The following is a 21,990-nucleotide window of genomic DNA, read 5'->3' as shown; positions in this document are numbered from 1 at the left end:
TTATCCCGGGGTGCAGACCTTGGAGAGCTCGCTTGCCGCGTCCGCGACCGGCTGGATGTCCGGGGCGGTGTTGCCGCTCTCGATCGAGGTGCGGACGTTCTTGACGGCGGTGTTCATCGAGTCGATGGCCTTGCCGAGGTCGGCGTTGTCCGTCTGGTCGCCGATCTTCTTGAGGTTCGACTCGATCTGGTTGAGCGCGTTCTGGGCGTCCTGGGGGCTGTTGCCCGCCTGGGAGACGGCCTGCTGGAGGTCGTTGGCGCCGTCCGTGATGGCCACGGCCGTGTTGGCGCAGTCCATCGCGGTGGAGATCGCGTCGCAGGACGTGAGGGCCGGGACGGTCAGTACGGCTGCCACGGCCACGGCCGCTATGCGGAGCTTCATGCGCTTCTCCCCCAGTGGGACTTCGGTTCGTCGACGGGTGCTGGACTGTACTGGACGGGCGCACGGCTGTGACCCCGTGCGCCCGTACCGGAACAGACGCGAAAGCGCGCGCCGCGGTTGCCGTCTAGAGTTCGAGCGCGTTGCGCTGGATGGCTTCCAGGTCGGCGCAGCCGCCGGCGGCGAGGTCGAGGAGGGCGTTCAGTTCCTTGCGGTCGAAGGGCTCGCCCTCGGCGGTGCCCTGGACCTCGACGAAGCGGCCGTCGCCGGTGCAGACCACGTTCATGTCGGTCTCGGCGCGTACGTCTTCCTCGTAGCAGAGGTCGAGGAGCGGGACGCCGTCGACGATGCCGACGCTGACGGCGGCGACGGTGCCGGTGAGGGGCTTGCGGCCGGCCTTGACGAACTTCTTCTTCTGGCCCCAGGCGACGGCGTCGGCGAGGGCGACGTAGGCGCCGGTGATGGCGGCGGTGCGGGTGCCGCCGTCGGCCTGGAGGACGTCGCAGTCCAGGACGATGGTGTTCTCGCCGAGGGCCTTGTAGTCGATGACGGCGCGCAGGGAGCGGCCGATCAGGCGGGAGATCTCGTGGGTGCGGCCGCCGATCTTGCCGCGGACGGATTCGCGGTCGCCGCGGGTGTTGGTGGAGCGGGGCAGCATCGAGTACTCGGAGGTGACCCAGCCTTCGCCGCTGCCCTTGCGCCAGCGCGGGACGCCTTCGGTGAAGGAGGCGGTGCAGAAGACTTTGGTGTCTCCGAAGGAGACGAGGACGGAGCCCTCGGCGTGCTTGCTCCATCCGCGTTCGATGGTGACCGGGCGGAGCTGTTCGGGCGTACGGCCGTCGATGCGAGACATGGCTCCGAGCCTAGTCGCTGCCCGCGCGGGCCCGTGCCGCTGCGCCCTGTGCCCGTGCGCCCGTGTGCCGTGTGCCGTGTGCCCGTATGCGAAGACCCCGTCCGGGGCTTCCGGGACGGGGTCCGCTGGGACCTGTTCAGTGGGTCCGGGTCACATCATGTCTTCGATGTCGGCGGCGATCGGGTCGGCGTCGGTGCCGATGACGACCTGGATCGCGGTGCCCATCTTGACGACGCCGTGGGCGCCGGCGGCCTTGAGTGCGGCTTCGTCGACCTTGCTGGGGTCGATGACCTCGGTGCGCAGGCGGGTGATGCAGCCCTCGACCTCTTCGATGTTCTCGATGCCGCCGAGCCCGGCGACGATCTTCTCAGCCTTGGTGGCCATGTGTGTCTCCCTGAGTGTTTCGAAGAACGAGTCTCGGCGGCCGGTACACGGCTACCACCTGCACGGTCCGCTTTGTCACGGTAACGCACGGTTGGCCCATCTACGCGAGCGCGTGACCGACCCCTGCCGAATGATGACGATCAGCAGCAACCTACCCACAACTGGTCTACACCAGTGTGCCGTACGTGTTGCCGCAGCCAAAAACGGGCCGGTCAGGGAGGACGTCGATGAGCGCGAGCAGCGCCACCGCAGTGCCGCAACCGAATTGGCGGCACAGCGCGTTCCAGGGATTGCAGAAGATGGGCCGGAGTCTGCAGCTCCCGATCGCCGTACTGCCCGCGGCAGGCATCCTGTTGCGGCTGGGTCAGCCGGACGTCTTCGGCGCGGACGGCCTGCAGTGGACGGACGTCGCCAAGGTGATGGCGGGCGCGGGCGGGGCGCTGCTCGACCCCGATCTCGGCCTCCCCCTCCTCTTCTGCATCGGTGTCGCCATCGGCATGGCGAAGAAGGCCGACGGTTCGACCGCTCTCGCGGCCACGGCGGGCTTCCTCGTGTACCGGGGGGTGCTGCACTCGTTCCAGAAGGCCTGCCCGGTGGGGACCAAGGACATCGGGGGCGGCTGCCTGGGGCCGAACGACACCTTCGTGGCCTACACGTACCAGAATCCGGGGGTCTTCGGCGGCATCGTCATGGGCCTGCTGGCGGCCTGGTTCTGGCAGCGGTACCACCGGGTGAAGCTGGTGGACTGGCTCGGCTTCTTCAACGGCCGGCGGCTGGTCCCGATCATCATGTCGTTCGTCGCGATCGCCTTCGCCGCGCTCTGCCTGTGGGTCTGGCCGCCGGTCGGGGACGCGCTGGAGAGTTTCTCGGACTGGCTGCGCGGGCTGGGCGCCTGGGGTGCGGGCATCTTCGGTGTCGCGAACCGCGCGCTGCTGGTGATCGGACTGCACCAGTTCCTGAACGTGCCGATGTGGTTCCAGTTCGGGTCGTACACGGCGGCGGACGGGAAGACGTACCACGGCGACATCAACATGTTCCTGCACGGCGATCCGAACGCGGGCCTGTTCCTGTCCGGCTTCTTCCCGATCATGATGTTCGCGCTGCCGGCGGCGGCGCTGGCGATCACGCACTGCGCGAAGCCGCGGCGGCGCAAGGAGGTCGGCGGCCTGATGCTGTCGGTGGCTCTGACCTCGTTCGTCACGGGGATCACCGAGCCGCTGGAGTACTCGTTCCTCTTCGTCGCCCCCGTGCTGTACGTGGTGCACGCGGTGCTGACGGGCGTGTCGATGGCGGTGACGTGGGGCCTGGGCGTCCACGACGGCTTCAGTTTCTCGGCGGGCCTGATCGACTACCTCATCAACTGGAACCTGGCGACGAAACCCTGGCTGATCATTCCGATCGGGCTGTGCTTCGCGCTCGTCTACTACGTGGTGTTCCGTTTCGCGATCACGAAGTTCGACCTCGCGACTCCGGGGCGGGAGTCGGACGAGGAGATCGCGGCGATGGAGTCGGAGACCACCAAGGCCTGAGCCCGGCCAGCCAGCCAGCCAGCCAGGCCAGGCCCGCCCGGTCCCCGCAGGGTTACCGTACGGTCCGTCAAGGGCCTCCGGATCACGATCCGGAGGCCCTTCGGCATCCCTCCGGGAGTGTGATCCAGGCCACAGGAAATCGAAGGTTCCTTATCTAACCCTCACCGTGTTACAACTGGTCTACACCACGATTGGTGTAGACCACGCGGGCCTGTCTGAGCCCGCGTACCCCCAAATCCGAGACGTCGCCGTCCCCCGTTTCCCCCTGGCGTCGCCTTGCCCACTGGAGGAAGTTGTGACCACGGCTACCGCCCCCTCGGCGGAAAAGAAGAAGGGCGCCGGCGTGATGGCCGTCATGCAGCGCATCGGCCGGAGCCTCATGCTCCCCGTTGCCGTGCTGCCTGCCGCCGCGCTCCTGGTGCGTCTGGGCGACAAGGACATGCTGGGCTCGGCTTCGATGCCGGAGTTCATCAACAAGATCGCCGGCTACATGTCCGCCGGCGGTGGCGCGATCCTCGACAACATGGCGCTGCTGTTCGCCGTCGGCATCGCGATCGGCTTCGCCAAGAAGTCGGACGGCTCCACCGCCCTCGCCGCCGTCACCGGTTACCTGGTCTTCAAGAGCGTTCTGGCCACGTTCACCGACTCCAACCTTCCCAAGGTGGCCAAGGCCGTCGACGGCAAGGTCGTCATGATCGACGCGCCCGTGGACGCCAAGGTGCTCGGCGGTGTCGTCATGGGCATCGTGGTCGCCCTCCTGTACCAGAAGTTCTACCGGACCAAGCTGCCCGAGTGGGCGGGCTTCTTCGGCGGCCGCCGCCTCGTCCCGATCCTCTCGGCCTTCGCCGGCCTGGTCATCGGTATCGCCTTCGGTCTGGTCTGGCCGGTGCTCGGCACCGGTCTGCACAACCTGGGTGAGTGGCTGGTCGGCTCCGGTGCGGTCGGCGCGGGCATCTTCGGTGTCGCCAACCGTGCTCTGATCCCGGTCGGCATGCACCACCTGCTCAACTCCTTCCCGTGGTTCCAGGCCGGCGAGTACCAGGGCAAGAGCGGCGACATCTCCCGCTTCCTCGAAGGCGACCCGACCGCCGGCCAGTTCATGACCGGCTTCTTCCCGATCATGATGTTCGCCCTCCCGGCGGCCTGCCTCGCGATCGTCCACTGCGCCCGCCCCGAGCGCCGCAAGGTCGTCGGCGGCATGATGTTCTCCCTCGCGCTCACCTCGTTCGTCACCGGTGTGACCGAGCCGATCGAGTTCACCTTCATGTTCATCGCTCCGGTCCTGTACGCGGTCCACGCGGTCCTGACCGGTGTGTCCATGGCGCTGACCTGGGCCCTCGGCATGAAGGACGGATTCGGCTTCTCCGCCGGCGCGATCGACTACCTGCTGAACCTCGGCAAGGCGACGAACCCGTTCGGCCTGGCCCTGGTCGGCCTCTGCTTCGCCGCGGTCTACTACGTCGTCTTCCGCTTCGCGATCACCAAGTTCAACCTGCCCACGCCGGGCCGCGAGTCCGACGAGGAGCTCGCCGAGCTGCTGAAGGCGGAGGCCAAGTAGGCCCGCTCGCCCCTGTGTCGAAGCCCCCGCTCTCCCGGAAGGGAGGGCGGGGGCTTCGGCGTGTCGCGGTACGTCGGACGCGGTAGGTCGGACGCGGTGCGCGGTGCGTCAGATCTCGTAGACCGCGCCCGCGTACGCCAGGTCCACCGGGCCGCCGTAGACCGCGCGGGCATCGGCCAGGTTCTGCTCGGGGTCGGTCCACGGCGGGATGTGGGTGAGGACGAGCCGGCCCACGCCGCCGCCGTGCGCGTACTCGCCGGCCTCGTGGCCGTTCAGGTGCAGGCCCGGGATGTCCTCCTTGCCGTGCGTGAAGGAGGACTCGCACAGGAAGAGGTCGCTGCCGTCGGCGAGCAGGCCCAGCTCGGGGCAGGTGCCGGTGTCGCCGGAGTAGGTGAGCGAGCGGCCACCGTGCTCGATGCGGATGCCGTACGCCTCGACCGGGTGGGAGACCCGCTCGGTGCGCACCTGGAACGGGCCGATCTCGAAGGTCCCGGACTTCAGCGTGCGGAAGTCGAAGACCTCGCTCATCGAGCGCTCGTCGGGGACGTCGTCGTAGGCGGTGGTCAGGCGGCGCTCGGTGCCCTCGGGCCCGTAGACGGGGATGGTGCCGCAGCGGCCGCCCTCGTGCCGGTAGTAGCGGGCGACGAAGTACGCGCACATGTCGATGCAGTGGTCGGCGTGCAGGTGGCTCAGGAAGATCGCGTCGAGGTCGTAGAGGCCGATGTGGCGCTGCAGCTCGCCGAGGGCGCCGTTGCCCATGTCGAGGAGCAGCGCGAAGCCGTCGGCCTCGACGAGGTAGCTCGAACAGGCCGATTCCGCGGACGGGAACGACCCCGAACAGCCGACGACGGTGAGCTTCATGGAGCGTGAACCTCCGAGGACGGTCCGTGGACGGAATGCGGGCCGTGCGTGCGTCGAGCGTAAGGCGCGAAAGGTCCGGTCGCTCCTCCGCGGCAGGCCGTTGTGGGGGGAATCACCTGCGCTGTCACCCGGGGGAGCGACGGTGGGCACGGGCGTTGCCATGCCGGGGCGTTCCCGCACGGCTACGGTCGAAGCATGGACACGTCCTGGTGGCCCGCGGTGGCCGCGGTGGTGGCCGTGGCACTGCTGGTGCTGGTCGCCGGGGGCCGTTCCGGGATGCCCCGGCGGACGCCGCCCGCGCACGGGACCGGTCCGCCGCCGCAGCCGCGGGCGGGCGAGTTGTGGTGCCTGGCCGACGGCCGTACGTGCCTGGTCCTCGCGGTGGGGTCGGTACGGGGCCGCCGGGCGCGGGTCGCGTGGATCACCGGGAAGTACGACGACCGGCGGGCCGGGGTGATCCCGCTGCCCCCGGGGACGGTCGGGGCGCAGGGCCGGGCGAGCTTCCTGGAGGCGGACCGGCCCGCGGAGGTGTCGCTGTGGGAGTTCCGGACCCGGATGGGGATGCTGGACCCTGCGGTGTGGGACGAGATCAAGGGTCTGGGAGGCGCGAGGTGACGCGGGAGCCGGTGATCCGCCTGCGGCGGGTGTACGACCCGCCGGAGCCGGCGGCGGACGGGGTGCGGGTCCTCGTGGACCGGCTCTGGCCGCGGGGCCTGGCGAAGGCGGTGGCCGGGGTGGACGAGTGGCCGAAGGCGGTGACGCCGTCGACGGAGCTGCGGAAGTGGTTCCACGACGGGGGGTCGGCGGAGGAGTTCCGGGAGCGGTACGAGGCGGAGCTGGCGGAGCCGGGGGCGGTGGCGGAGCTGGCGCGGCTCCGGTCGCTGGCCGGGGCGGGCCCGCTCACCCTCCTGACCGCGGTCAAGGACCCGGCGTCCAGCCACGCGGCGATCCTCGCGGAGCGACTCGCCGACTAGCGGTGCGGTGCGGTGCCGCTGCACGGGGCTCCGCCCCGGACCCCGCGCCTCAAACGCCGGCGGGGCTGATCTTCAGCCTCGCCGGCGTTTGAGGCCCGGGGGTCCGGCGGCTGCGCCCCCGCAGGGGCTACGCCCAGAGCTGGCCCTGGAGGACCTCGATGGCTTCCTCGGTGGTCGCGGCCGTGTAGACGCCCGTCGACAGGTACTTCCAGCCGCCGTCGGCCACCACGAAGACGATGTCCGCCGATTCGCCCGCGGCCACCGCCTTGCGGCCGACGCCGATCGCCGCGTGCAGGGCGGCTCCCGTGGAGACGCCCGCGAAGATGCCCTCCTGCTGGAGGAGCTCCCGGGTGCGGGTCACCGCGTCCGCCGAGCCCACCGAGAAGCGCGTGGTGAGCACGGACGCGTCGTAGAGCTCCGGGACGAAGCCCTCGTCCAGGTTGCGCAGCCCGTAGACCAGGTCGTCGTAGCGCGGCTCGGCCGCGACGATCTTGATCCCGGCCACGTTCTCGCGCAGGTAGCGGCCGACGCCCATGAGGGTGCCGGTCGTGCCGAGGCCCGCCACGAAGTGGGTGATGGAGGGGAGGTCCGCGAGGATCTCCGGGCCGGTGGTGGCGTAGTGCGCGCCCGCGTTGTCCGGGTTGCCGTACTGGTAGAGCATGACCCAGTCCGGGTGCTCCGCGGCCAGTTCCTTGGCCACCCGGACGGCGGTGTTCGAGCCGCCGGCGGCCGGCGACGAGATGATCTCGGCTCCCCACATGGCCAGCAGGTCACGCCGCTCCTGGCTGGTGTTCTCCGGCATCACGCACACGATGCGGTAGCCCTTGAGCTTGGCCGCCATCGCCAGTGAGATGCCGGTGTTGCCCGAGGTCGGCTCCAGGATGGTGCAGCCGGGGTACAGCCGGCCGTCCTTCTCGGCCTGCTCGACCATGTGGAGCGCGGGGCGGTCCTTGATCGATCCGGTCGGGTTGCGGTCCTCCAGCTTGGCCCAGATGCGGACGTCGTCCGAGGGCGACAGCCGGGGCAGCCGGACCAGCGGCGTGTTGCCGACCGCGGCCAGCGGGGAGTCGTAGCGCATTACTTCGATCCGCCGGCCACGGCCGGGAGGATGGTGACGCTGTCGCCGTCCTTGAGGGCGGTGGAGATGCCGTCGAGGAAGCGGACGTCCTCGTCGTTGAGGTAGACGTTGACGAAGCGGCGCAGCTGGCCGCCGTCGACGATGCGCTCCTCGATGCCCTTGTGACGGGTCTCCAGGTCGGCGAAGAGGTCGGCGAGGGTCGCGCCCTCACCGGAGACGGCCTTCTCGCCTTCGGTGTAGGTGCGGAGGATGGTGGGGATGCGGACCTCGATGGCCATGGCTGTCTCCAGTCGTCGGGAAGTGCGTCGGAAGCGTGAGGCGTGGAAAGCGTGGGAAGCGTGGCTGGCGTGAGAGGAGTGCGGCGCGCGGTTCGTCGGCCCCTCGCGCGGAGGGGCTCCGGTGCTCAGAGCGCGGGACAGATGGCGCTGGCGAGACGGCACAGGTCGACGTGCAGCCGCGCCACGAGCAGCAGCCTGCCGGGCGTCTCGATGCTCACGTCGTGGGAAACCATGCGGTCATGTTAACGATTCCCGGTCCCCCGTTTGGAGTGTGATTCCGCATCGTGGACGTCTGCTGCTCACATACTGATCAGTAGGCGTCGACGACCCGTACTTCTTCCTCGGTGATCACGCCGTCGACGATCCGGTACGAGCGGAACTGGAACTCTCCGAGGCCGTCCTCGTCCGCCGTCGAGACGAGCACGTAGTGCGCGCCGGGCTCGTTGGCGTAGGTGACGTCCGTGCGCGAGGGGTACGCCTCGGTCGCGGTGTGCGAGTGGTAGACGATCACCGGCTCCTCGTCGCGGTCGTCCAGATCGCGGTAGAGCTTCAGCAGATCCTTTGAGTCGAACTCGTAGAACGTGGGCGAGCGGGCCGCGTTGAGCATCGGGACGAAGCGCTCGGGGCGGTCGGTGCCCGCCGGGCCGGCCACGACACCGCACGCCTCGTCGGGGTGGTCCCGGCGGGCGTGCTCGACGATCCGGTCGTGCAGGTCCTGGGTGATGGTCAGCATGAGCGACAGGATAAGCAGACGGGCCCCCGCGTACCGAGGAGTGGTACGCGGGGGCCCGCATGGTGGACACAAGGTCCGTGGGGGCGCGGTTCCCGGCCGCGGCGGGCGGCCGGGAACGGCGGTCCCGGGGTGCTACGAGGCCTTGGTGAAGGCCACGCCGCGCGGGTCGCGGGACTTCATGACCAGGTAGGAGACGCCCAGGATCAGGCCCCACAGCGGGGCGCAGTACAGCGAGACGCGGGAGTCCTTGTCGGCGCCCATCATCACGATGACCATGCCGATGAAGAGCAGCGCGAACCAGCTCGTGTACGGGGCGCCGGGGGCGCGGAACGCGGACTGCGGCAGCTCGCCGCGGTCGGCCTTGGCCCGGTAGCGGATCTGGCAGACCAGGATCATGATCCAGGCCCACATGCCGGAGATGGTGGCGAAGGAGACGACGTAGTCGAAGGCCTTGCCCGGGGCGACGTAGTTGATCCAGACGCCCACCAGCATCAGCGCGGCGGAGAAGGTGGTGCCGACGAGCGGGGTGCCGCTCTTGGTGAGCTTGGTGAAGACCTTCGGGCCCTGGCCGTTGATGGCGAGGTCGCGCAGCATGCGGCCGGTGGAGTACATGCCCGAGTTGCAGGAGGACAGCGCGGCGGTCAGCACGACGAAGTTGACGATCGCGGCGCCGATGCCGAGGCCCATGCGCTCGAAGGCGGCGACGAAGGGCGAGACACCGGGCTGGAAGTGCGTCCACGGGACGACCGACAGGATCATGATCAGCGCGCCGACGTAGAAGACGGCGATGCGCCACGGCACGGTGTTGATGGCCTTGGGAAGGGTCTTCTCGGGGTCCTTGGACTCGCCGGCGGTGACGCCGACCAGCTCCACCGCGAGGAAGGCGAACATCACGATCTGCAGGGTCATCAGCGTGCCGCCGATGCCCTTGGGGAAGAAGCCGCCGTCGTTCCACAGGTTGGAGACGGTGGCGGTGTCGGCCGCGTCGGAGAAGCCGATGGTGAGGATGCCGGCGCAGATCAGGATCATGCCGACGATGGCGGTGACCTTGACCATGGAGAACCAGAACTCCAGCTCACCGAAGAGCTTCACGGAGATCAGGTTGGCGGCGTAGAGGATGACCGTGAAGATCAGCGCGTAGGCCCACTGCGGGAAGCTGTCGTGGGTCCAGTACGACATGTACTGCGCGGCCGCGGTGACCTCGGTGATGCCGGTGACCACCCAGAACAGCCAGTACGTCCAGCCGGTGACGTATCCCCAGAACGGGCCCAGGAACTCGCGGGCGTAGTCCGAGAAGGAACCGGAGACGGGCCGGTACATGAGCAGCTCGCCCAGGGCCCGCATGATGAAGAAGATGACCAGGCCGGCGATGGCGTAGGCCAGGATCAGGCTGGGCCCGGCCTTGGAGATCGCCTTGCCCGCGCCCAGGAAGAGGCCGGTGCCGATGGCTCCGCCGATCGCGATCATCTGGATCTGACGGGCGCCGAGCGTGCGGTGGTAACCCTCGCCGCCCTCGCCCTGTCCGCCCTCGCCGGGCGTCTTGTCGTGCTGCTCGACCTGCACAGAGGTCATGTTTGGTGCGCCTTTCTCCACGCCGACCCGCGCCTTCGTTGGCTGCGGATCGGGTCCTCGATCCCCCCGGATACGGATGGAGTTGCACCCGGCGGTCTGCCGGTTCAAGCGGGCCGGGAGACATGGGTGGCGTCCCTGCGGCGGTCGTGAAGATTTATCACGTGCTTACGGCTGCCGGAGGGGGAGAAATGTGGCGCGGGGCATCAAAAATTCACCCCAAAGCCATGTAAATGGATCAGATCACCGCATGGCGGTGATCTGATCGTTATCCGGATTTGAGCGTCCGCTGAGCGAACAGTGTTCCCTCTTGAGGATTCTCAGAGGGTTTCGATCAAGGTTTCCTGGAGACCGCCGAGCCAGAGGTAGGCCATCACCATCGGCTTGCGCGGGTCCTCGTCCGGCAGCCGGAACAGCATCGCGCTCTCGTCGTCCTCGGTGATGTCGAGGCGGGCCGCGATGGTCAGGCGCAGGTCGTTGAGCGCGCCGAGCCAGCGCAGCGGCAGCTCGCCGGACAGCTCCAGCACCGCCGCCCCGTCACCGGCCGGCGCGAGTCCGTCCAGGCTGCGTACGACCGCCAGCGCGTCCTCGCGCTTGCGGGCGCGCAGGTCGTTCTCGGTGAAGCGGCGGAACTCCGACGAGCGGGCCGCGGTCTCCTCGGGGTCCACGCCCTCGTCACCGGCCCCGTCGGGGTCCCCGTACGCGTCGGGGAAGAGCCGGGCCAGCGCCGGGTCGGACGGGGGCTCCGAGGGACCCTCGGCGAACAGTGCGGCGAGCGGGTCGGCGTCCTCCGCGGGCTCCGGCTCGCCGGGCCCGATCAGCTCCAGCAACTGGACGGACAGGGAGCGCAGGATCGAGATCTCGATCTCGTCGAGCGCGATGGCGGCGCCGCCGCCCTTCAGGGACTCGAAGGTGCCGCCCATCAGTTGCGGTCCTGGGAGAGGGTCGCCCACAGGCCGTAGCCGTGCATGGCCTGCACGTCGCGCTCCATTTCTTCGCGGGTGCCGCTCGAGACGACCGCCCGCCCCTTGTGGTGGACGTCGAGCATCAACTTGTGTGCCACGTCCTTCGAGTAGCCGAAGTACGCCTGGAACACGTACGCCACGTAGCTCATGAGGTTGACCGGGTCGTTGTGCACCAGGGTCACCCAGGGGACGTCGGGTTCGGGGACCGCAAAGGTCTCTTCGGCGGATTCGGTGCGTTCGATCTCAACAGGAGCAACACTCACTCGTCCCATGCTGCCATCTCGACCGCGCCGCCGCCCAAACAGTGGCCGCGCGGCCACGACCGCGGTGCGGACCGCGGCCCGCACCGCGGAGGGTTCCCGCTCCTCCCGACGGCCCGGGCGCACGATCGACACCTACATCTCGTCAGTTTGACGAAATGTGCGCTAGCATCCCAGCCATGAACCCTGCGGACCTGGGCCTGCCGGTGGACGTGCCGTCGACAGCGCTCTTCACGGATCATTACGAGCTCACGATGCTGCAGGCCGCCCTGGCCAACGGCACCGCCGACCGACGCTCGGTCTTCGAGGTGTTCACCCGGCGGCTGCCCGAGGGGCGCCGCTACGGGGTGATCGCCGGAACCGGCCGGGTGCTGGACGCGGTGGAGAACTTCCGCTTCGACGGCGCGGTGCTGGAATTCCTGCGCGAGCGGGCCGTCGTCGACATGCGGACGCTGGACTGGCTGGCCTCGTACCGCTTCTCCGGCGACATCTGGGGCTACCAGGAGGGGGAGGTCTACTTCCCCGGCTCCCCCGTCCTGCGGGTGGAAGGCAGCTTCGCCGAGTGCGTGCTGCTGGAGACCGTGATCCTGTCGATCCTGAACCACGACTCGGCGATCGCCGCGGCCGCCTCCCGGATGTCCTCGGCGGCGGGCGGACGCCCGCTGATCGAGATGGGCGCCCGGCGTACGCACGAGCTGGCGGCCGTCGCCGCCTCCCGGGCCGCGTACGTGGGCGGCTTCACCTCGACCTCGGACCTGGCGGCCGGATTCCGGTACGGCATCCCCACGGTCGGCACGAGCGCGCACGCCTTCACCCTGGTCCACGACAGCGAGCGGGACGCCTTCACCGCGCAGGTGGACTCGCTGGGGCGGGGCACCACCCTGCTGGTGGACACCTACGACGTGGCCGAGGCGGTCCGTACGGCGGTGGAGATCGCCGGACCGGAGCTGGGAGCGGTCCGGATCGACTCCGGTGACCTGCTGCTGGTGGCCCACCGGGTACGGCAGCAGCTCGACGAGCTGGGCGCGACCTCGACGAAGATCGTGGTCACCTCGGACCTCGACGAGTACGCCATCGCCTCGCTGGCGGCGGCCCCGGTGGACGCGTACGGCGTGGGCACCCAGCTGGTGACCGGCAGCGGGCACCCGACGTGCTCGATGGTCTACAAGCTGGTCGCGAGGGCCACCTCGGCCGACCCCAAGGCGGCGCTGGCCCCGGTGGCGAAGAAGTCCTCGGGCGGCAAGACCTCCATCGGCGGCCGCAAGTGGGCGGCGCGCCGCCCCGACGCGGACGGGGTCGCGGAGGCGGAGGTGATCGGCGTGGGACCCGTCCCCGCCGCCCTGGCCGACCACCAGCTCCTGACCCAGCTGGTCAAGGCCGGCGAGGTGATCGCCCGCGAGCCGCTGGAGGCCGCGCGGGACCGCCACCGCGCCGCCCGCGCGAGCCTGCCGCTGTCCGCGACGCAGCTCTCGCGCGGCGAGGCCGTGATCCCGACGGAGTACGTCTGACCCCGCGGGTCCGCTGCCGGGGCTCCGCCCCAGTTTCGGGAAGGGGCGGGGTGGGGGAAGAGCCCCCCGCAGGGCCCGCCGCAGCACACCATCAAGCCGAAGGGCACGCGAAATGCACCGCGCACTGATCGTCGTCGACGTACAGAACGACTTCTGCGAGGGCGGCAGCCTCGCGGTCACCGGCGGAGCCGACGTCGCCGCCGCCGTCACCGAGCTGATCGGGCAGGCCACGGCCGGGTACCGGCACGTCGTCGCCACCCGCGACCACCACGTCGACCCCGGGTCGCACTTCGCGCACCCGCCGGCCGAGCCGGACTACGAGACCTCCTGGCCCGTCCACTGCGTCGCCGGGACCGAGGGCGTGGGCTTCCACCCGAACTTCGCCCCCGCCGTGGCCTCGGGAGCGGTCTCGGCCGTCTTCGACAAGGGTGCGTACGAGGCCGCGTACAGCGGGTTCGAGGGCGCGGACGAGAACGGGACCACCCTCGGCCAGTGGCTGCGGGACCGGCAGGTCACCGAGGTGGACGTGGTCGGGATCGCCACCGACCACTGCGTGAAGGCCACCGCCCTCGACGCCGCCCGGGCCGGCTTCGGCACCCGCGTCCTGCTGGACCTGACCGCCGCCGTGGCCCCGCACACCACCGCACGGGCCCTGGACGAGCTCCGCACGGCCGGTGTGAAGCTCGTCGGCGGTCAGGCCGACCAGACTCCCGCCTAGGCGCCCCCTAGGTGCCCAGGAGGGCCCGGATGGGGTGCCAGAGCTCCTGCGCCCGGTCCGGGGCGCCGCGCCACAGCAGGCCGTCCGGATGGTGCAGGACGGCCGTCACCTCGTCCGGCGTCGGCGGGTGCGCGTTGCCCCGCAGGTAGACCGCCCGCATTCCGAGGTTCCGCAGCCTGGTCAGGGCGCGGGCCCGGTTCGCGGCGTGCACCAGCACGCGGACATTTCCACCTTCTCCGGACGGCCTCGGCAGTGTGAGCGCCACCACCACACTGCCGCCCGGCAATCTCACGAAACCGCCGCCTGGCATCGCTGTCATCTCCCCCGTCAATAAGAAACTCGTACCGGGCATCTAAACGCGAACGGCCGCCGCCCGCTAGAGGGCGACGGCCGATCATGCTTTGACCTGCGGTTTTACCGAGTTACTTCGAGGAGGGGCCGACCTCGACGGTCATGACCTCACCGTCGTAGGTCTCCTTCAGGATCTTGATCTTGGTGTTGGTGTCAGTGACCTTCACCGATCCGGTCGGGTTCTCGTCGTAGTAGTACTTGCCCTTGTGGTCGTCGAAGACCAGGTTCGCGGGCTTCGGCTTCAGGAACAGCGACTCACCGTTCTTGTGAATCGTGAACGCATCCGTCGAGTACGCGCTGAAGGTGGCGTCGTACGGCTGGATCTTGTTGCGGAGCAGCGTGCCGTCCGCCCACTTCATGGGCTTGGCGTTGGCGTCGATCGGCAGGATCAGACCCTGGCCCGGGTGGACGCTGGTGTTGTTGTCCTTCTGGCTGGTGTCCCACTGCCAGATGAGCAGACCGTCCTGGTACGGGTAGTGCTCGACCCAGTCCGGCTTGGTGTTGCCGAAGCCGAAGTTGTACGGGCCCACCTTGAGGGTGGAGTCGTACGAGACGTAGCGGCGGTTCTCGGCGATGTAGCGCTGCGCGTACTCCTTGGAGAAGTCGCCGCCGATCCGCGAGAAGCCCTTGCCGGTCCAGCCGTTGTCGCCGTTCTCGGCGCCGTCGGTGAACAGCGCGGAGCCGTCCGCGGTCAGGGAGATGGCATCGGCCGTGAAGCCCTTGCCGCCCGCGCCGCCGTCCGTCTGGTAGCGGAAGCGGAGGTCGACCTTCTTGCCCGCGTAGGCGTCGAGCGGGAAGTTCAGGTTCTTCCAGGCACCCGAGACACCGGTGAGCGACGGGCTGCCGGAGGCGTCGGCCGGGATGGCCGTGCCGTCGGCGGTGCCGGCGAGCGCGGTCCAGGTGGCGCCGCCGTCCGTGGACACCTCGGTGTAGAGGTAGTCGTAGTCGGCCTCGATGTCCCACCAGCCCTTGAGGGACAGGGCGGCGGACTTCTTGCCGGTCAGGTCGACCGAGCGGGTCAGGGTGTTCTTGAGGTCGTCACCCATGTTGCTCCACCACTGGGTGGAGCCCTCGGCCGGCTTGACGACCTCGGTCTTGACCTGCTTCTTCGGCAGCTCGACGACGAGCGCCTGCTTGTCCTTGGTGTTGAACTCCGCCACACCCAGCTTGTGGGTGGACTTCGTCGCGGCCTTGGCCGTGTCGTAGTTCAGCCAGCCCAGCTGGAGCTTGTCCCAGGCGTTCATGTCGCCCGGGAGGTCGCCGATGGAGTCCTTGCCCTTGCCGAGCCAGGAACCGGCCGACATGAGGGACCAGAAGCCGACGCTGTTCTCGCCGCCACCGGTGGTGTCGTAGAGGTCCGGCAGACCGAGGTCGTGACCGTACTCGTGCGCGAAGACACCGAGGCCGCCGTTCTCGGGCTGCATGGTGTAGTCGCCGACCCAGATGCCGGTGTTGCCGATCTGGGTACCGCCGGCCTTGTTGTTGTCCGGGCCGGTCTTGCCCGCCGCGGTGCCGTAGGCGTACCAGCGGTGCGCCCACAGCGCGGTCGTGCCCTGAACGCCGCCACCGGCCGACTCGTCCTCGCCCGCGTGGACGATCTGGAAGTGGTCGATGTAGCCGTCGGGCTCGTTGAAGTTGCCGTCGCCGTCGAAGTCGTAGCGGTCCCACTGGTCGTACTGGGACAGCTGCGCCTTGATCTGCGCGTCGGTCTTGCCGGCCTTCTTCTGGGCCTCCGACCATGCGGTGACGCCGTCCTTGACGGTGTCCCACACGTTGGAGCAGTTGGTCTGGCCGCAGTAGTTGGAGCCGTAACGGCCCTCGTTGTACGGGACCTTGACCCAGTCGGCGACCTCACCCTCGACCGAGTAACGGCCCGAGGAGGTCTTCTCGTAGTAGGTCTTCAGGGAGTCCTTGCCCTGACCCGTGGCGAAGTACAGGTCCTGGAAGTACTGACGGCTGAAGTCCTTGCGCCAGGCGGTGCTGTTGTCCTTGGCACGGTCCGGCTGGGCGATCGTGTTGTGCAGCGGACCGGGGGTACCGCCGTACTTGGGGACCTCGGGCTTGGGGCCCGGGCCGTCCGGGTCGAACATGGTCGTGTTGTCGACCTGGTCGCCGAACTCGACGAGGATCGTGAAGATCTTGTCGGTCTTCTCCCGGCCGAGCTCGACGTACTTCTTGTCGTCGAGCTTGACGACCTTGGAGGCGCCACGCTGCTCGACGCCCTTCTTACCGGACAGGACCTGGTCCAGGGCGGCAGCGCGCTGCTTGGCCTGCTGGTCGCTGAACGGGCCCTTGAGGTCGTGCTCGACGACCTTGGCGGGCGCGGTCGGGTCCTGCCGGTCGGCCGCCGGGGCGGCCGGAGCCTTCCCCTCTGCCTGAGCCGCGGTGACGGTGAAGAAGGTGGCGCTTGTCGCACAAGCGGCCATGGTCACGGTGACAGCGGCAGCGCGTATCGCACGCCGTCTGGCGGAATTGCTGGTCACTTGATGTCGTTCCCCTCCCGCGGCCGCAACGTTGGTCGGAACTTCTCCATAGGAGCGGGGGGTTCCGCGCGGCGCGCGTCTCAAGTGACGACATTTGACCGGAGGGAAGCAAGAAAAGACAGACCTTGACTTGACCCTTACAACTGCACTATGCGGTCAGGGAGTTCCGGTATCCGGACGTTCCGCAGCCATACGGGGCGAAGGGCGCTTCCCGACCCCCTCGGTGGTCCGTCCCGTCCCCCTTTCTCCCCCTGCTGTCGCCCGGAAAATGAACCCGTGCGCCCCCCGTGCTCCGGCACCGTGTGTTAGGTCACGCTTACCGGCGGTCGGACTCGGGCATCTCCCGTCATAGAGTCACTTGACGCGCGAACTGGTTGAGCCGACTCCCCTCCCCTCACCGAGGACGGATATCGCCATGCCGCGTCCGACTGCCGCACAGCTCGCGTACGGGTCCGCCACGGTCGTCGTGTCGACGATCGCCATGCTGTTGCTCTCGCAGACGAGCACCGGGATCGGCGTCGCGGTCATCTCCGCCGCCGCGCTCGCCCTGGGTCTGCTCGTCGCGCTCACCGTACCCATCCCGCGGCGCCGTGGCCGCCACGCGGCGCGTACGGGCGCCTCCCGGTCCGCCGGGTCCCCCGCGGCCCGGGAGGGCGCGACAGAGGCCTCCCGGGTGCCCGAGCCCCGGACCGCGACGGCCGAACACCCCGTACACCACTGAGCGTTGACGCCGCACGCCACGCGGGCGGCCTCCCCGGAGGGACGGCCGCCCGCGTGGCGATGCGTCATGTCTCGGTCGTGCCCGCACGGCTCAGCGCATGGCTTGGACCACCACGGTCTTGCCGACCTTGTCGTGCAGGCCCTGCTTGTAGGGCTTGTCGACCAGGATGGAGACGATCAGCGCGAGCGGCCACAGGCAGGCGCAGCAGATCAGGGTCGGCAGCCAGAGCACGGCGGCGCGCGTCAGCGAGGCGTTGGAGTTCGGCACGCTGCCGTCGTTGAGCATCGCGACGCGCAGGCTCATCGCCTTCTTGCCGACGGTCTGGCCGCTCTTCCTGGTGAACCACCAGTCGTAACCGACGTACGCGACGATCGAGATCAAGGTCATGATCAGGCCGCTGCCGCTGTAGGACTTGCTGAAGACCTCGCCGATGTCCTCGCCCTGGTTGGTGTCGAACCGGTAGCGGCCCGTGCCGAAGGCCAGCTGGATGAGGGCCAGCGGGATGGCGACGATCACGATGTCGATGATGCGCGCGAGGAGCCGCTTGCCGAAGTCGGCGAGCGGGGGCATCCCGGCGAGCGGGTCGGGCATGCCGTAGCCGCCGCTCCCGCCGTACGGGTCCCCGCCGCCGCCTCCGTACGGGGGCGGCGGAGGCGGGTATCCCCCGCCTCCGGGCGGGCCTCCGGGCGGGGGCGGGGGACCCCCGCTGCCGGGAGGCGGCGAGCCGTACGGCGAACCGCCCGACGGAGGCGTCGGTTCCTGGGGCTTCTTGAGGAACGGGTCGTCCTCGGGCGGCTGGCCCGGCGGCTGGTCGGTGCTCATGGCCCGAGTCGAACCCGGCTCCGGCACCCTCGCAACGGGACAGCGTCCATTCGGGGGGAGGGGCGGGCCCGGGCCCGGGTCGGGGCCCTCGGAACGCGCTCAGCGGGCCACGTACGTGCGGGCCGCCTTGTCGTGCCAGGCCTGGCGGCGCGGGCGGTCCACAAGGCACCAGAGGCTGCCCGGGAGGCCGAGGAAGGCGTACACCAGCCAGCGGCTCAGGGCCGCGCCGAAGGTGGGCGGACACAGGGTGGCGGTGGCCAGGACCCGCACGCCCAGCAGCTTCTTCCCGGGGGTGCGGCCCCAGCGGGCGGTGGGCAGCACCTCGTAGAGGATCCCGAAGAGGAGGACGGCGCCGAGGACCAGGCCCAGCCGGCCGGCGATGGTCTCGTCGAGGAGCCAGACGGTGGTGGTGCGCCCGCTCGCCCGTGCGGCGTCGACCTTGGCCTCGACGTGGGCGGTGGCGCCGGGGAGGAGGGGCACGGCCACGGCCACCGCGACGGCGGCGTGGACGAGGGAGTCCAGGGCGCGGGCCACGGCCCGGCGCGGCAGCCCGGCGGGGCGCACGGCCCGCTCGGCCATGCGCTCGAACACCTCGCGGGGCGTACGGGCCCCCGCGGGGCGGGAGCCGGAGCCGCCCGGGCGGGCCTCCCCGGGCCCGCGGGGCTCCCGGCCCTGCGGCTGCGGCTGGGGTTCCGCCGGGGCGGCCGCCTCGGGCAGCGGCGTGATCCTCGGGCGCACTCCGGCGGGGCGGGGCGCCCACACCTCGGGCCGGTCGGCGGCCGGGGCCTCGGGCACGGCGGGGGCGGCGGCACGCGGCCGGGACGGCGCGGGGGCGGGCTCGTGCGCCGGGGTGGGAGCCGGCGCGGGGCGCGCGGGCGCGGGTGCGGGAGCCGGCGCGGCGGCGACCGCCTCGGGCCAGGAGGAGGTGAGCCCGGAGCGGCCGGCTCCGGGGGCGTCGGGCCACGCCGGGGCCGGGGCAGGAGCGGCGGCGGGAGCCGGTGTCTGGGCGGCCGGGGACCGCACTGACAGGATCCCCGCGGAGGCCTGCCCGGGGAGTCTCGAGGGGGCCGCGGCCGGCGCCGCCGCGGCGGCCGCGGTACGGGCCAGGGAGATGCCCGCCGACCGCGGGGACGGTTCCGGTACGGGCTCGGGCTCGGGCTGGGGCTGGGGCTCAGGCCGTCGTACGGACTGTGGAGCGGCATGCGCGGCGGGTTCCGGATCTGGCGTGCTGCCCCAGGACACCCGGTGGTCGCGGGGCCCGCCGAAGCCGGCCTGGTGCACGGGATCGGCCTGCCACACCACGGGCTCGGCGAACGCCTCGGCGACGGCGGCCGGGGCGGGGGCCGGGGCGGGTGCGGGGGCGGGGGCGGGGGCGGGGGCGGGAACGGGCTCCGGCAGCGCCTCGGTCATGGAGGTCTCGTCGAGGAACACCAGCCCCGTCTCCTGCGCGCGCAGCGCGTGCCCGCCGAGGACGGCGGGTGCGGCTGGTGCGGCTGGTGCGGCGGGTGCGGCTGGTGCGGCGACGGGAGCGGGCGCGGGCGCGGCCTGCGCGGCGGGCGCCGACTGCGGGGCAGGGCGGCTCGTACCCGGAACCCAGGCCGCTCCGTTCCAGTAGCGGATGTACCCCGGGATGGACGGATCCGGGTAGTAGCCCTCGCGGGCCGCGTGCTCGCCGTCACCAGGGGAGGCCGTCATGTCCCCAACTCCGATCGTGGCTTGAGGCTTGTGCAAGGGAGGACCATAGCCAAGAACCGCCCCCCGACAGGTCCGGTAACGGGAGAATCCAAGCAAACGAGCGAACGTCACCCTGCGCGATGCTTTTCGGTCAGCCGAAAGAAACAAGCCAATCTCCGGTTCGCTGCCCGAAGTCGCGTCATACCCGGGCACACTGCCGCTCTCTCCGGGTGTGGGGCCCCGTCCGGCCCCGCGCACCGAACCGAAGTGAGGCCGTCATGCACCACCCCGTCATCGAGCGCGAGCTGGAACTGAAGCTGGTCCTGTCCCCCGAGCGCAGCATCCCCGTCCCCGCACGGCTCCTCTACCTGACGCACGACCCGTACGCCGTCCACATCACCTTCCACACCGGCTCGAACACCCCCGTGAACTGGACGTTCGCCCGTGAGCTGCTGGTCGAGGGGGTGTTCCGCCCCTGCGGCCACGGCGACGTCCGGGTCTGGCCCACGAAGGTCGACAACAAGGCCGTGCTCTGCATGGCGCTCACCTCCCCCGACGGCGACGCCCTCCTGGAGGCCCCCGCGAGCTCCGTGTCGGCCTGGCTGGAGCGCACCCTGCGCGTGGTTCCGCCCGGCACCGAGACCGAGCGCCTCGGCCTGGACGACGCGCTGGCCGAGCTGCTGACCCCGACCCCGGCCGACGACCTGTGGCTGCGCGACCCGTGGCCGTCGGACGAGTCGGCGGACGGGGACCTGTGATGCCGGGCGACCGCACGCCGGGCAGCGGCACTCGGCACGACCGCACGCCGGGCGGGCCGCGCCGGGAGGCGTCAGAAGAGCTTGCCCGGATTGAGCAGCCCGAGCGGGTCGAAGGCCTGCTTGACGGCCCGCTGCATCTCCAGGCCCACCGGCCCGAGTTCGCGGGCCAGCCACTCCTTCTTCAGCACACCGACCCCGTGTTCGCCGGTGATGGTCCCGCCCAGGGAGAGGCCGAGCGCCATGATCTCGCCGAAGGACTCGCGGGCCCGCCGCGTCTCGTCCTCGTCCGCGGGATCGAAGCAGACGATCGGGTGGGTGTTGCCGTCCCCGGCGTGCGCGCAGACGCCGATGAGCAGGTCCTGGGCGCGGGCGATGGCGGCCGTGCCGTCCAGCATCTCGCCGAGCCGCGAGCGCGGTACGCACACGTCGTCGATCATCGTCGCGGGCCGCAGCGCCTCCAGCGCGGGGAAGGACATCCGCCGCGCCTGGAGCAGCAGTTCGGACTCCGCCTCGTCCTCGGCGGGCACGACGGCGGTGGCCCCGGCGGCCGTGCACAGCCCGCCCACGGCCGCGAGGTCCTCGGGGGCGTGCGGGGTGTCGAAGGCGGCCAGCAGGAGGGCCTCCGTGGCCTCGGGCAGCCCCATCTTCCCGAGGGCGTTGACGGCCCGGACGGTCGTGCGGTCCATCAGTTCCAGCAGCGAGGGGGTCAGGCCCGCCTCCATGACGGCGCAGACGGCCTCGCAGGCGGCCGCGACCGAGGGGAACTCGGCGGCCAGCGCCAGCTGGCGGGGCGGCGCGGGCCGCAGGGCGAGGACGGCCTGGACGACCACGCCCAGGCTGCCCTCGGAGCCCACGAAGAGCCGGGTGAGGTCATAGCCCGCCACGCCCTTGGCGGTACGCCGGCCCGTGCGCAGCAGCCGTCCGTCGGCCAGGACGACGTCGAGGCCGAGCACGTACTCGGCGGTGACCCCGTACTTGACGCAGCACAGGCCGCCCGAGGCGGTGCCGATGTTGCCGCCGATGGTGCACTGCTCCCAGCTGGAGGGATCGGGCGGGTAGTACAGGCCCTGTTCGGCGACCGCCCGTGAGAGGACGGCGTTGACCACGCCGGGTTCGACCACGGCGATCCGGTCGACGGCGCTGATCTCCAGGATCCGGTCCATCTTGACGAGCGAGAGCACGATGCAGCCGTCGGAGGCGTTGGCGCCGCCGGACAGGCCCGTGCGGGCCCCCTGCGGGACCACGGGGATCCGTAGGGCGGTGGCGGTGCGCAGGACGTGCTGGACCTGTTCCACGGTCCGGGGCAGGACGACGGCGGCCGGGGTGCCGGCGGCGCAGAAGCTGGCCATGTCGGTGGCGTAGGAGGTGGTCACCTGGGGATCGGTGAGCAGGGCCTCGGCGGGGAGCCCTTCGAGCAGGCCGGCCCGCAGACGTGCGAAGAGATCGTCATCCATGGGACCAGCGTGGCAGCCGGGGCCATCGGTGTGAACACGACCGCGCTCCACTTCGGACACCTCGGCGAGCTCTTCATATTG

At 70.5% G+C, this 21,990-nt stretch carries 23 protein-coding genes and 1 pseudogene; 8 read left to right on the top strand and 16 right to left on the bottom strand.

Translation table 11 applies throughout. The features are described 5' to 3' along the window. The 3 genes and pseudogenes from Sspor_RS26770 to Sspor_RS26760 form a co-directional block, all read right to left on the bottom strand. Complete coding sequence (locus Sspor_RS26770; protein ID WP_202201396.1) at positions 1–381, bottom strand: hypothetical protein; 381 nt, start codon at positions 379–381, stop codon at positions 1–3. A gap of 124 nt (positions 382–505) precedes the next feature. Continuing rightward, on the bottom strand, positions 506–1,231 hold the full coding sequence (gene rph / locus Sspor_RS26765) for a ribonuclease PH (protein WP_150257604.1): 726 nt from the start codon (positions 1,229–1,231) through the stop codon (positions 506–508). A 150-nt stretch (positions 1,232–1,381) separates the two neighbouring features. Then, positions 1,382–1,624: pseudogene (locus Sspor_RS26760) on the bottom strand (PTS sugar transporter subunit IIB); the annotation flags it as partial. 218 nt (positions 1,625–1,842) lie between these two features. Between Sspor_RS26760 and Sspor_RS26755 the strand changes: the two are divergent. Both Sspor_RS26755 and Sspor_RS26750 read left to right on the top strand, forming a co-directional pair. Then, positions 1,843–3,144, top strand: a complete 1,302-nt coding sequence (locus Sspor_RS26755) for a PTS transporter subunit EIIC (protein WP_202201395.1) — start codon at positions 1,843–1,845, stop codon at positions 3,142–3,144. A 346-nt stretch (positions 3,145–3,490) separates the two neighbouring features. Further along, positions 3,491–4,702 (top strand): PTS transporter subunit EIIC, encoded by a 1,212-nt coding sequence (locus tag Sspor_RS26750; RefSeq protein ID WP_202203884.1) that lies wholly within the window; start codon positions 3,491–3,493, stop codon positions 4,700–4,702. Positions 4,703–4,810: 108 nt separating this feature from the next. Here the strand turns inward: Sspor_RS26750 and Sspor_RS26745 are convergent, their stop codons facing one another. After that, complete coding sequence (locus Sspor_RS26745) at positions 4,811–5,563, bottom strand: MBL fold metallo-hydrolase (RefSeq protein WP_202201394.1); 753 nt, start codon at positions 5,561–5,563, stop codon at positions 4,811–4,813. Between the two features lie 195 nt (positions 5,564–5,758). Here Sspor_RS26745 and Sspor_RS26740 point away from each other — a divergent pair, with 195 nt between their 5' ends. Then, on the top strand, positions 5,759–6,178 hold the full coding sequence (locus Sspor_RS26740) for a hypothetical protein (RefSeq protein ID WP_202201393.1): 420 nt from the start codon (positions 5,759–5,761) through the stop codon (positions 6,176–6,178). Further along, entirely contained in the window at positions 6,175–6,537 is a 363-nt protein-coding gene (locus tag Sspor_RS26735; RefSeq protein WP_237404038.1) for a DUF488 domain-containing protein, read from the top strand. The genes Sspor_RS26740 and Sspor_RS26735 overlap by 4 nt, the downstream gene beginning before the upstream one ends. A 127-nt stretch (positions 6,538–6,664) precedes the next feature. Here the strand turns inward: Sspor_RS26735 and Sspor_RS26730 are convergent, their stop codons facing one another. From Sspor_RS26730 to clpS, 7 genes are all read right to left on the bottom strand, one after another. After that, positions 6,665–7,615 carry a PLP-dependent cysteine synthase family protein gene (locus tag Sspor_RS26730; protein ID WP_202201392.1) on the bottom strand — a complete coding sequence of 317 codons (951 nt, stop codon included), beginning with the start codon at positions 7,613–7,615 and terminating at the stop codon, positions 6,665–6,667. After that, a complete protein-coding gene (locus tag Sspor_RS26725; protein WP_030010597.1) occupies positions 7,615–7,893 on the bottom strand; it encodes a MoaD/ThiS family protein in 279 nt (92 codons plus the stop codon). The genes Sspor_RS26730 and Sspor_RS26725 overlap by 1 nt, the downstream gene beginning before the upstream one ends. Before the next feature lie 125 nt (positions 7,894–8,018). Then, the gene (locus Sspor_RS41610) at positions 8,019–8,126 is read right to left on the bottom strand and encodes a putative leader peptide (protein ID WP_314252769.1); all 108 of its coding nucleotides are present in this window, start codon (positions 8,124–8,126) and stop codon (positions 8,019–8,021) included. Positions 8,127–8,203: 77 nt separating this feature from the next. Further along, a complete protein-coding gene (locus Sspor_RS26720; protein ID WP_202201391.1) occupies positions 8,204–8,626 on the bottom strand; it encodes a M67 family metallopeptidase in 423 nt (140 codons plus the stop codon). Positions 8,627–8,758: 132 nt separating this feature from the next. Continuing rightward, entirely contained in the window at positions 8,759–10,198 is a 1,440-nt protein-coding gene (locus tag Sspor_RS26715) for an amino acid permease (protein WP_202201390.1), read from the bottom strand. A gap of 317 nt (positions 10,199–10,515) precedes the next feature. Beyond that, complete coding sequence (locus Sspor_RS26710; RefSeq protein ID WP_202201389.1) at positions 10,516–11,118, bottom strand: DUF2017 domain-containing protein; 603 nt, start codon at positions 11,116–11,118, stop codon at positions 10,516–10,518. Continuing rightward, entirely contained in the window at positions 11,118–11,432 is a 315-nt protein-coding gene (clpS, locus tag Sspor_RS26705) for an ATP-dependent Clp protease adapter ClpS (protein WP_030010601.1), read from the bottom strand. Before clpS ends, Sspor_RS26710 begins: the two co-directional genes overlap by 1 nt. A gap of 167 nt (positions 11,433–11,599) precedes the next feature. On the opposite strand from clpS, the gene Sspor_RS26700 reads away from it, so the two are divergent. Next, a complete protein-coding gene (locus tag Sspor_RS26700; RefSeq protein WP_202201388.1) occupies positions 11,600–12,928 on the top strand; it encodes a nicotinate phosphoribosyltransferase in 1,329 nt (442 codons plus the stop codon). Positions 12,929–13,040: 112 nt separating this feature from the next. Continuing rightward, positions 13,041–13,646, top strand: a complete 606-nt coding sequence (locus Sspor_RS26695; RefSeq protein WP_202201387.1) for a nicotinamidase — start codon at positions 13,041–13,043, stop codon at positions 13,644–13,646. Positions 13,647–13,653: 7 nt separating this feature from the next. Here Sspor_RS26695 and Sspor_RS26690 read toward each other — a convergent pair whose 3' ends face one another. Next, complete coding sequence (locus tag Sspor_RS26690) at positions 13,654–13,956, bottom strand: hypothetical protein (RefSeq protein ID WP_033226620.1); 303 nt, start codon at positions 13,954–13,956, stop codon at positions 13,654–13,656. A 112-nt stretch (positions 13,957–14,068) separates the two neighbouring features. Further along, positions 14,069–16,423 (bottom strand): immune inhibitor A domain-containing protein, encoded by a 2,355-nt coding sequence (locus Sspor_RS26685; protein ID WP_202203882.1) that lies wholly within the window; start codon positions 16,421–16,423, stop codon positions 14,069–14,071. Positions 16,424–16,895: 472 nt separating this feature from the next. Between Sspor_RS26685 and Sspor_RS26680 the strand changes: the two genes are divergently transcribed. Further along, positions 16,896–17,201, top strand: coding sequence for a hypothetical protein (locus Sspor_RS26680; protein ID WP_202201386.1), 306 nt, complete (start codon positions 16,896–16,898; stop codon positions 17,199–17,201). Between the two features lie 90 nt (positions 17,202–17,291). On the opposite strand, the gene Sspor_RS26675 is transcribed toward Sspor_RS26680, so the two are convergent. Both Sspor_RS26675 and Sspor_RS41165 read right to left on the bottom strand, forming a co-directional pair. Next, the gene (locus tag Sspor_RS26675) at positions 17,292–18,023 is read right to left on the bottom strand and encodes an RDD family protein (protein ID WP_202201385.1); all 732 of its coding nucleotides are present in this window, start codon (positions 18,021–18,023) and stop codon (positions 17,292–17,294) included. Between the two features lie 99 nt (positions 18,024–18,122). Next, on the bottom strand, positions 18,123–19,718 hold the full coding sequence (locus tag Sspor_RS41165; RefSeq protein WP_202201384.1) for an RDD family protein: 1,596 nt from the start codon (positions 19,716–19,718) through the stop codon (positions 18,123–18,125). A gap of 257 nt (positions 19,719–19,975) precedes the next feature. Here Sspor_RS41165 and Sspor_RS26665 point away from each other — a divergent pair, with 257 nt between their 5' ends. Next, positions 19,976–20,455 carry an SsgA family sporulation/cell division regulator gene (locus Sspor_RS26665; protein ID WP_202201383.1) on the top strand — a complete coding sequence of 160 codons (480 nt, stop codon included), beginning with the start codon at positions 19,976–19,978 and terminating at the stop codon, positions 20,453–20,455. 71 nt (positions 20,456–20,526) lie between these two features. Here the strand turns inward: Sspor_RS26665 and Sspor_RS26660 are convergent, their stop codons facing one another. Continuing rightward, complete coding sequence (locus tag Sspor_RS26660) at positions 20,527–21,909, bottom strand: FAD-binding oxidoreductase (RefSeq protein ID WP_202201382.1); 1,383 nt, start codon at positions 21,907–21,909, stop codon at positions 20,527–20,529. Positions 21,910–21,990: the final 81 nt, after the last annotated feature.

The organism is Streptomyces spororaveus (assembly GCF_016755875.1).
Taxonomy (GTDB): Bacteria; Actinomycetota; Actinomycetes; order Streptomycetales; family Streptomycetaceae; genus Streptomyces; species Streptomyces spororaveus.
This window is presented reverse-complemented; position numbering and strand designations above follow the sequence as displayed.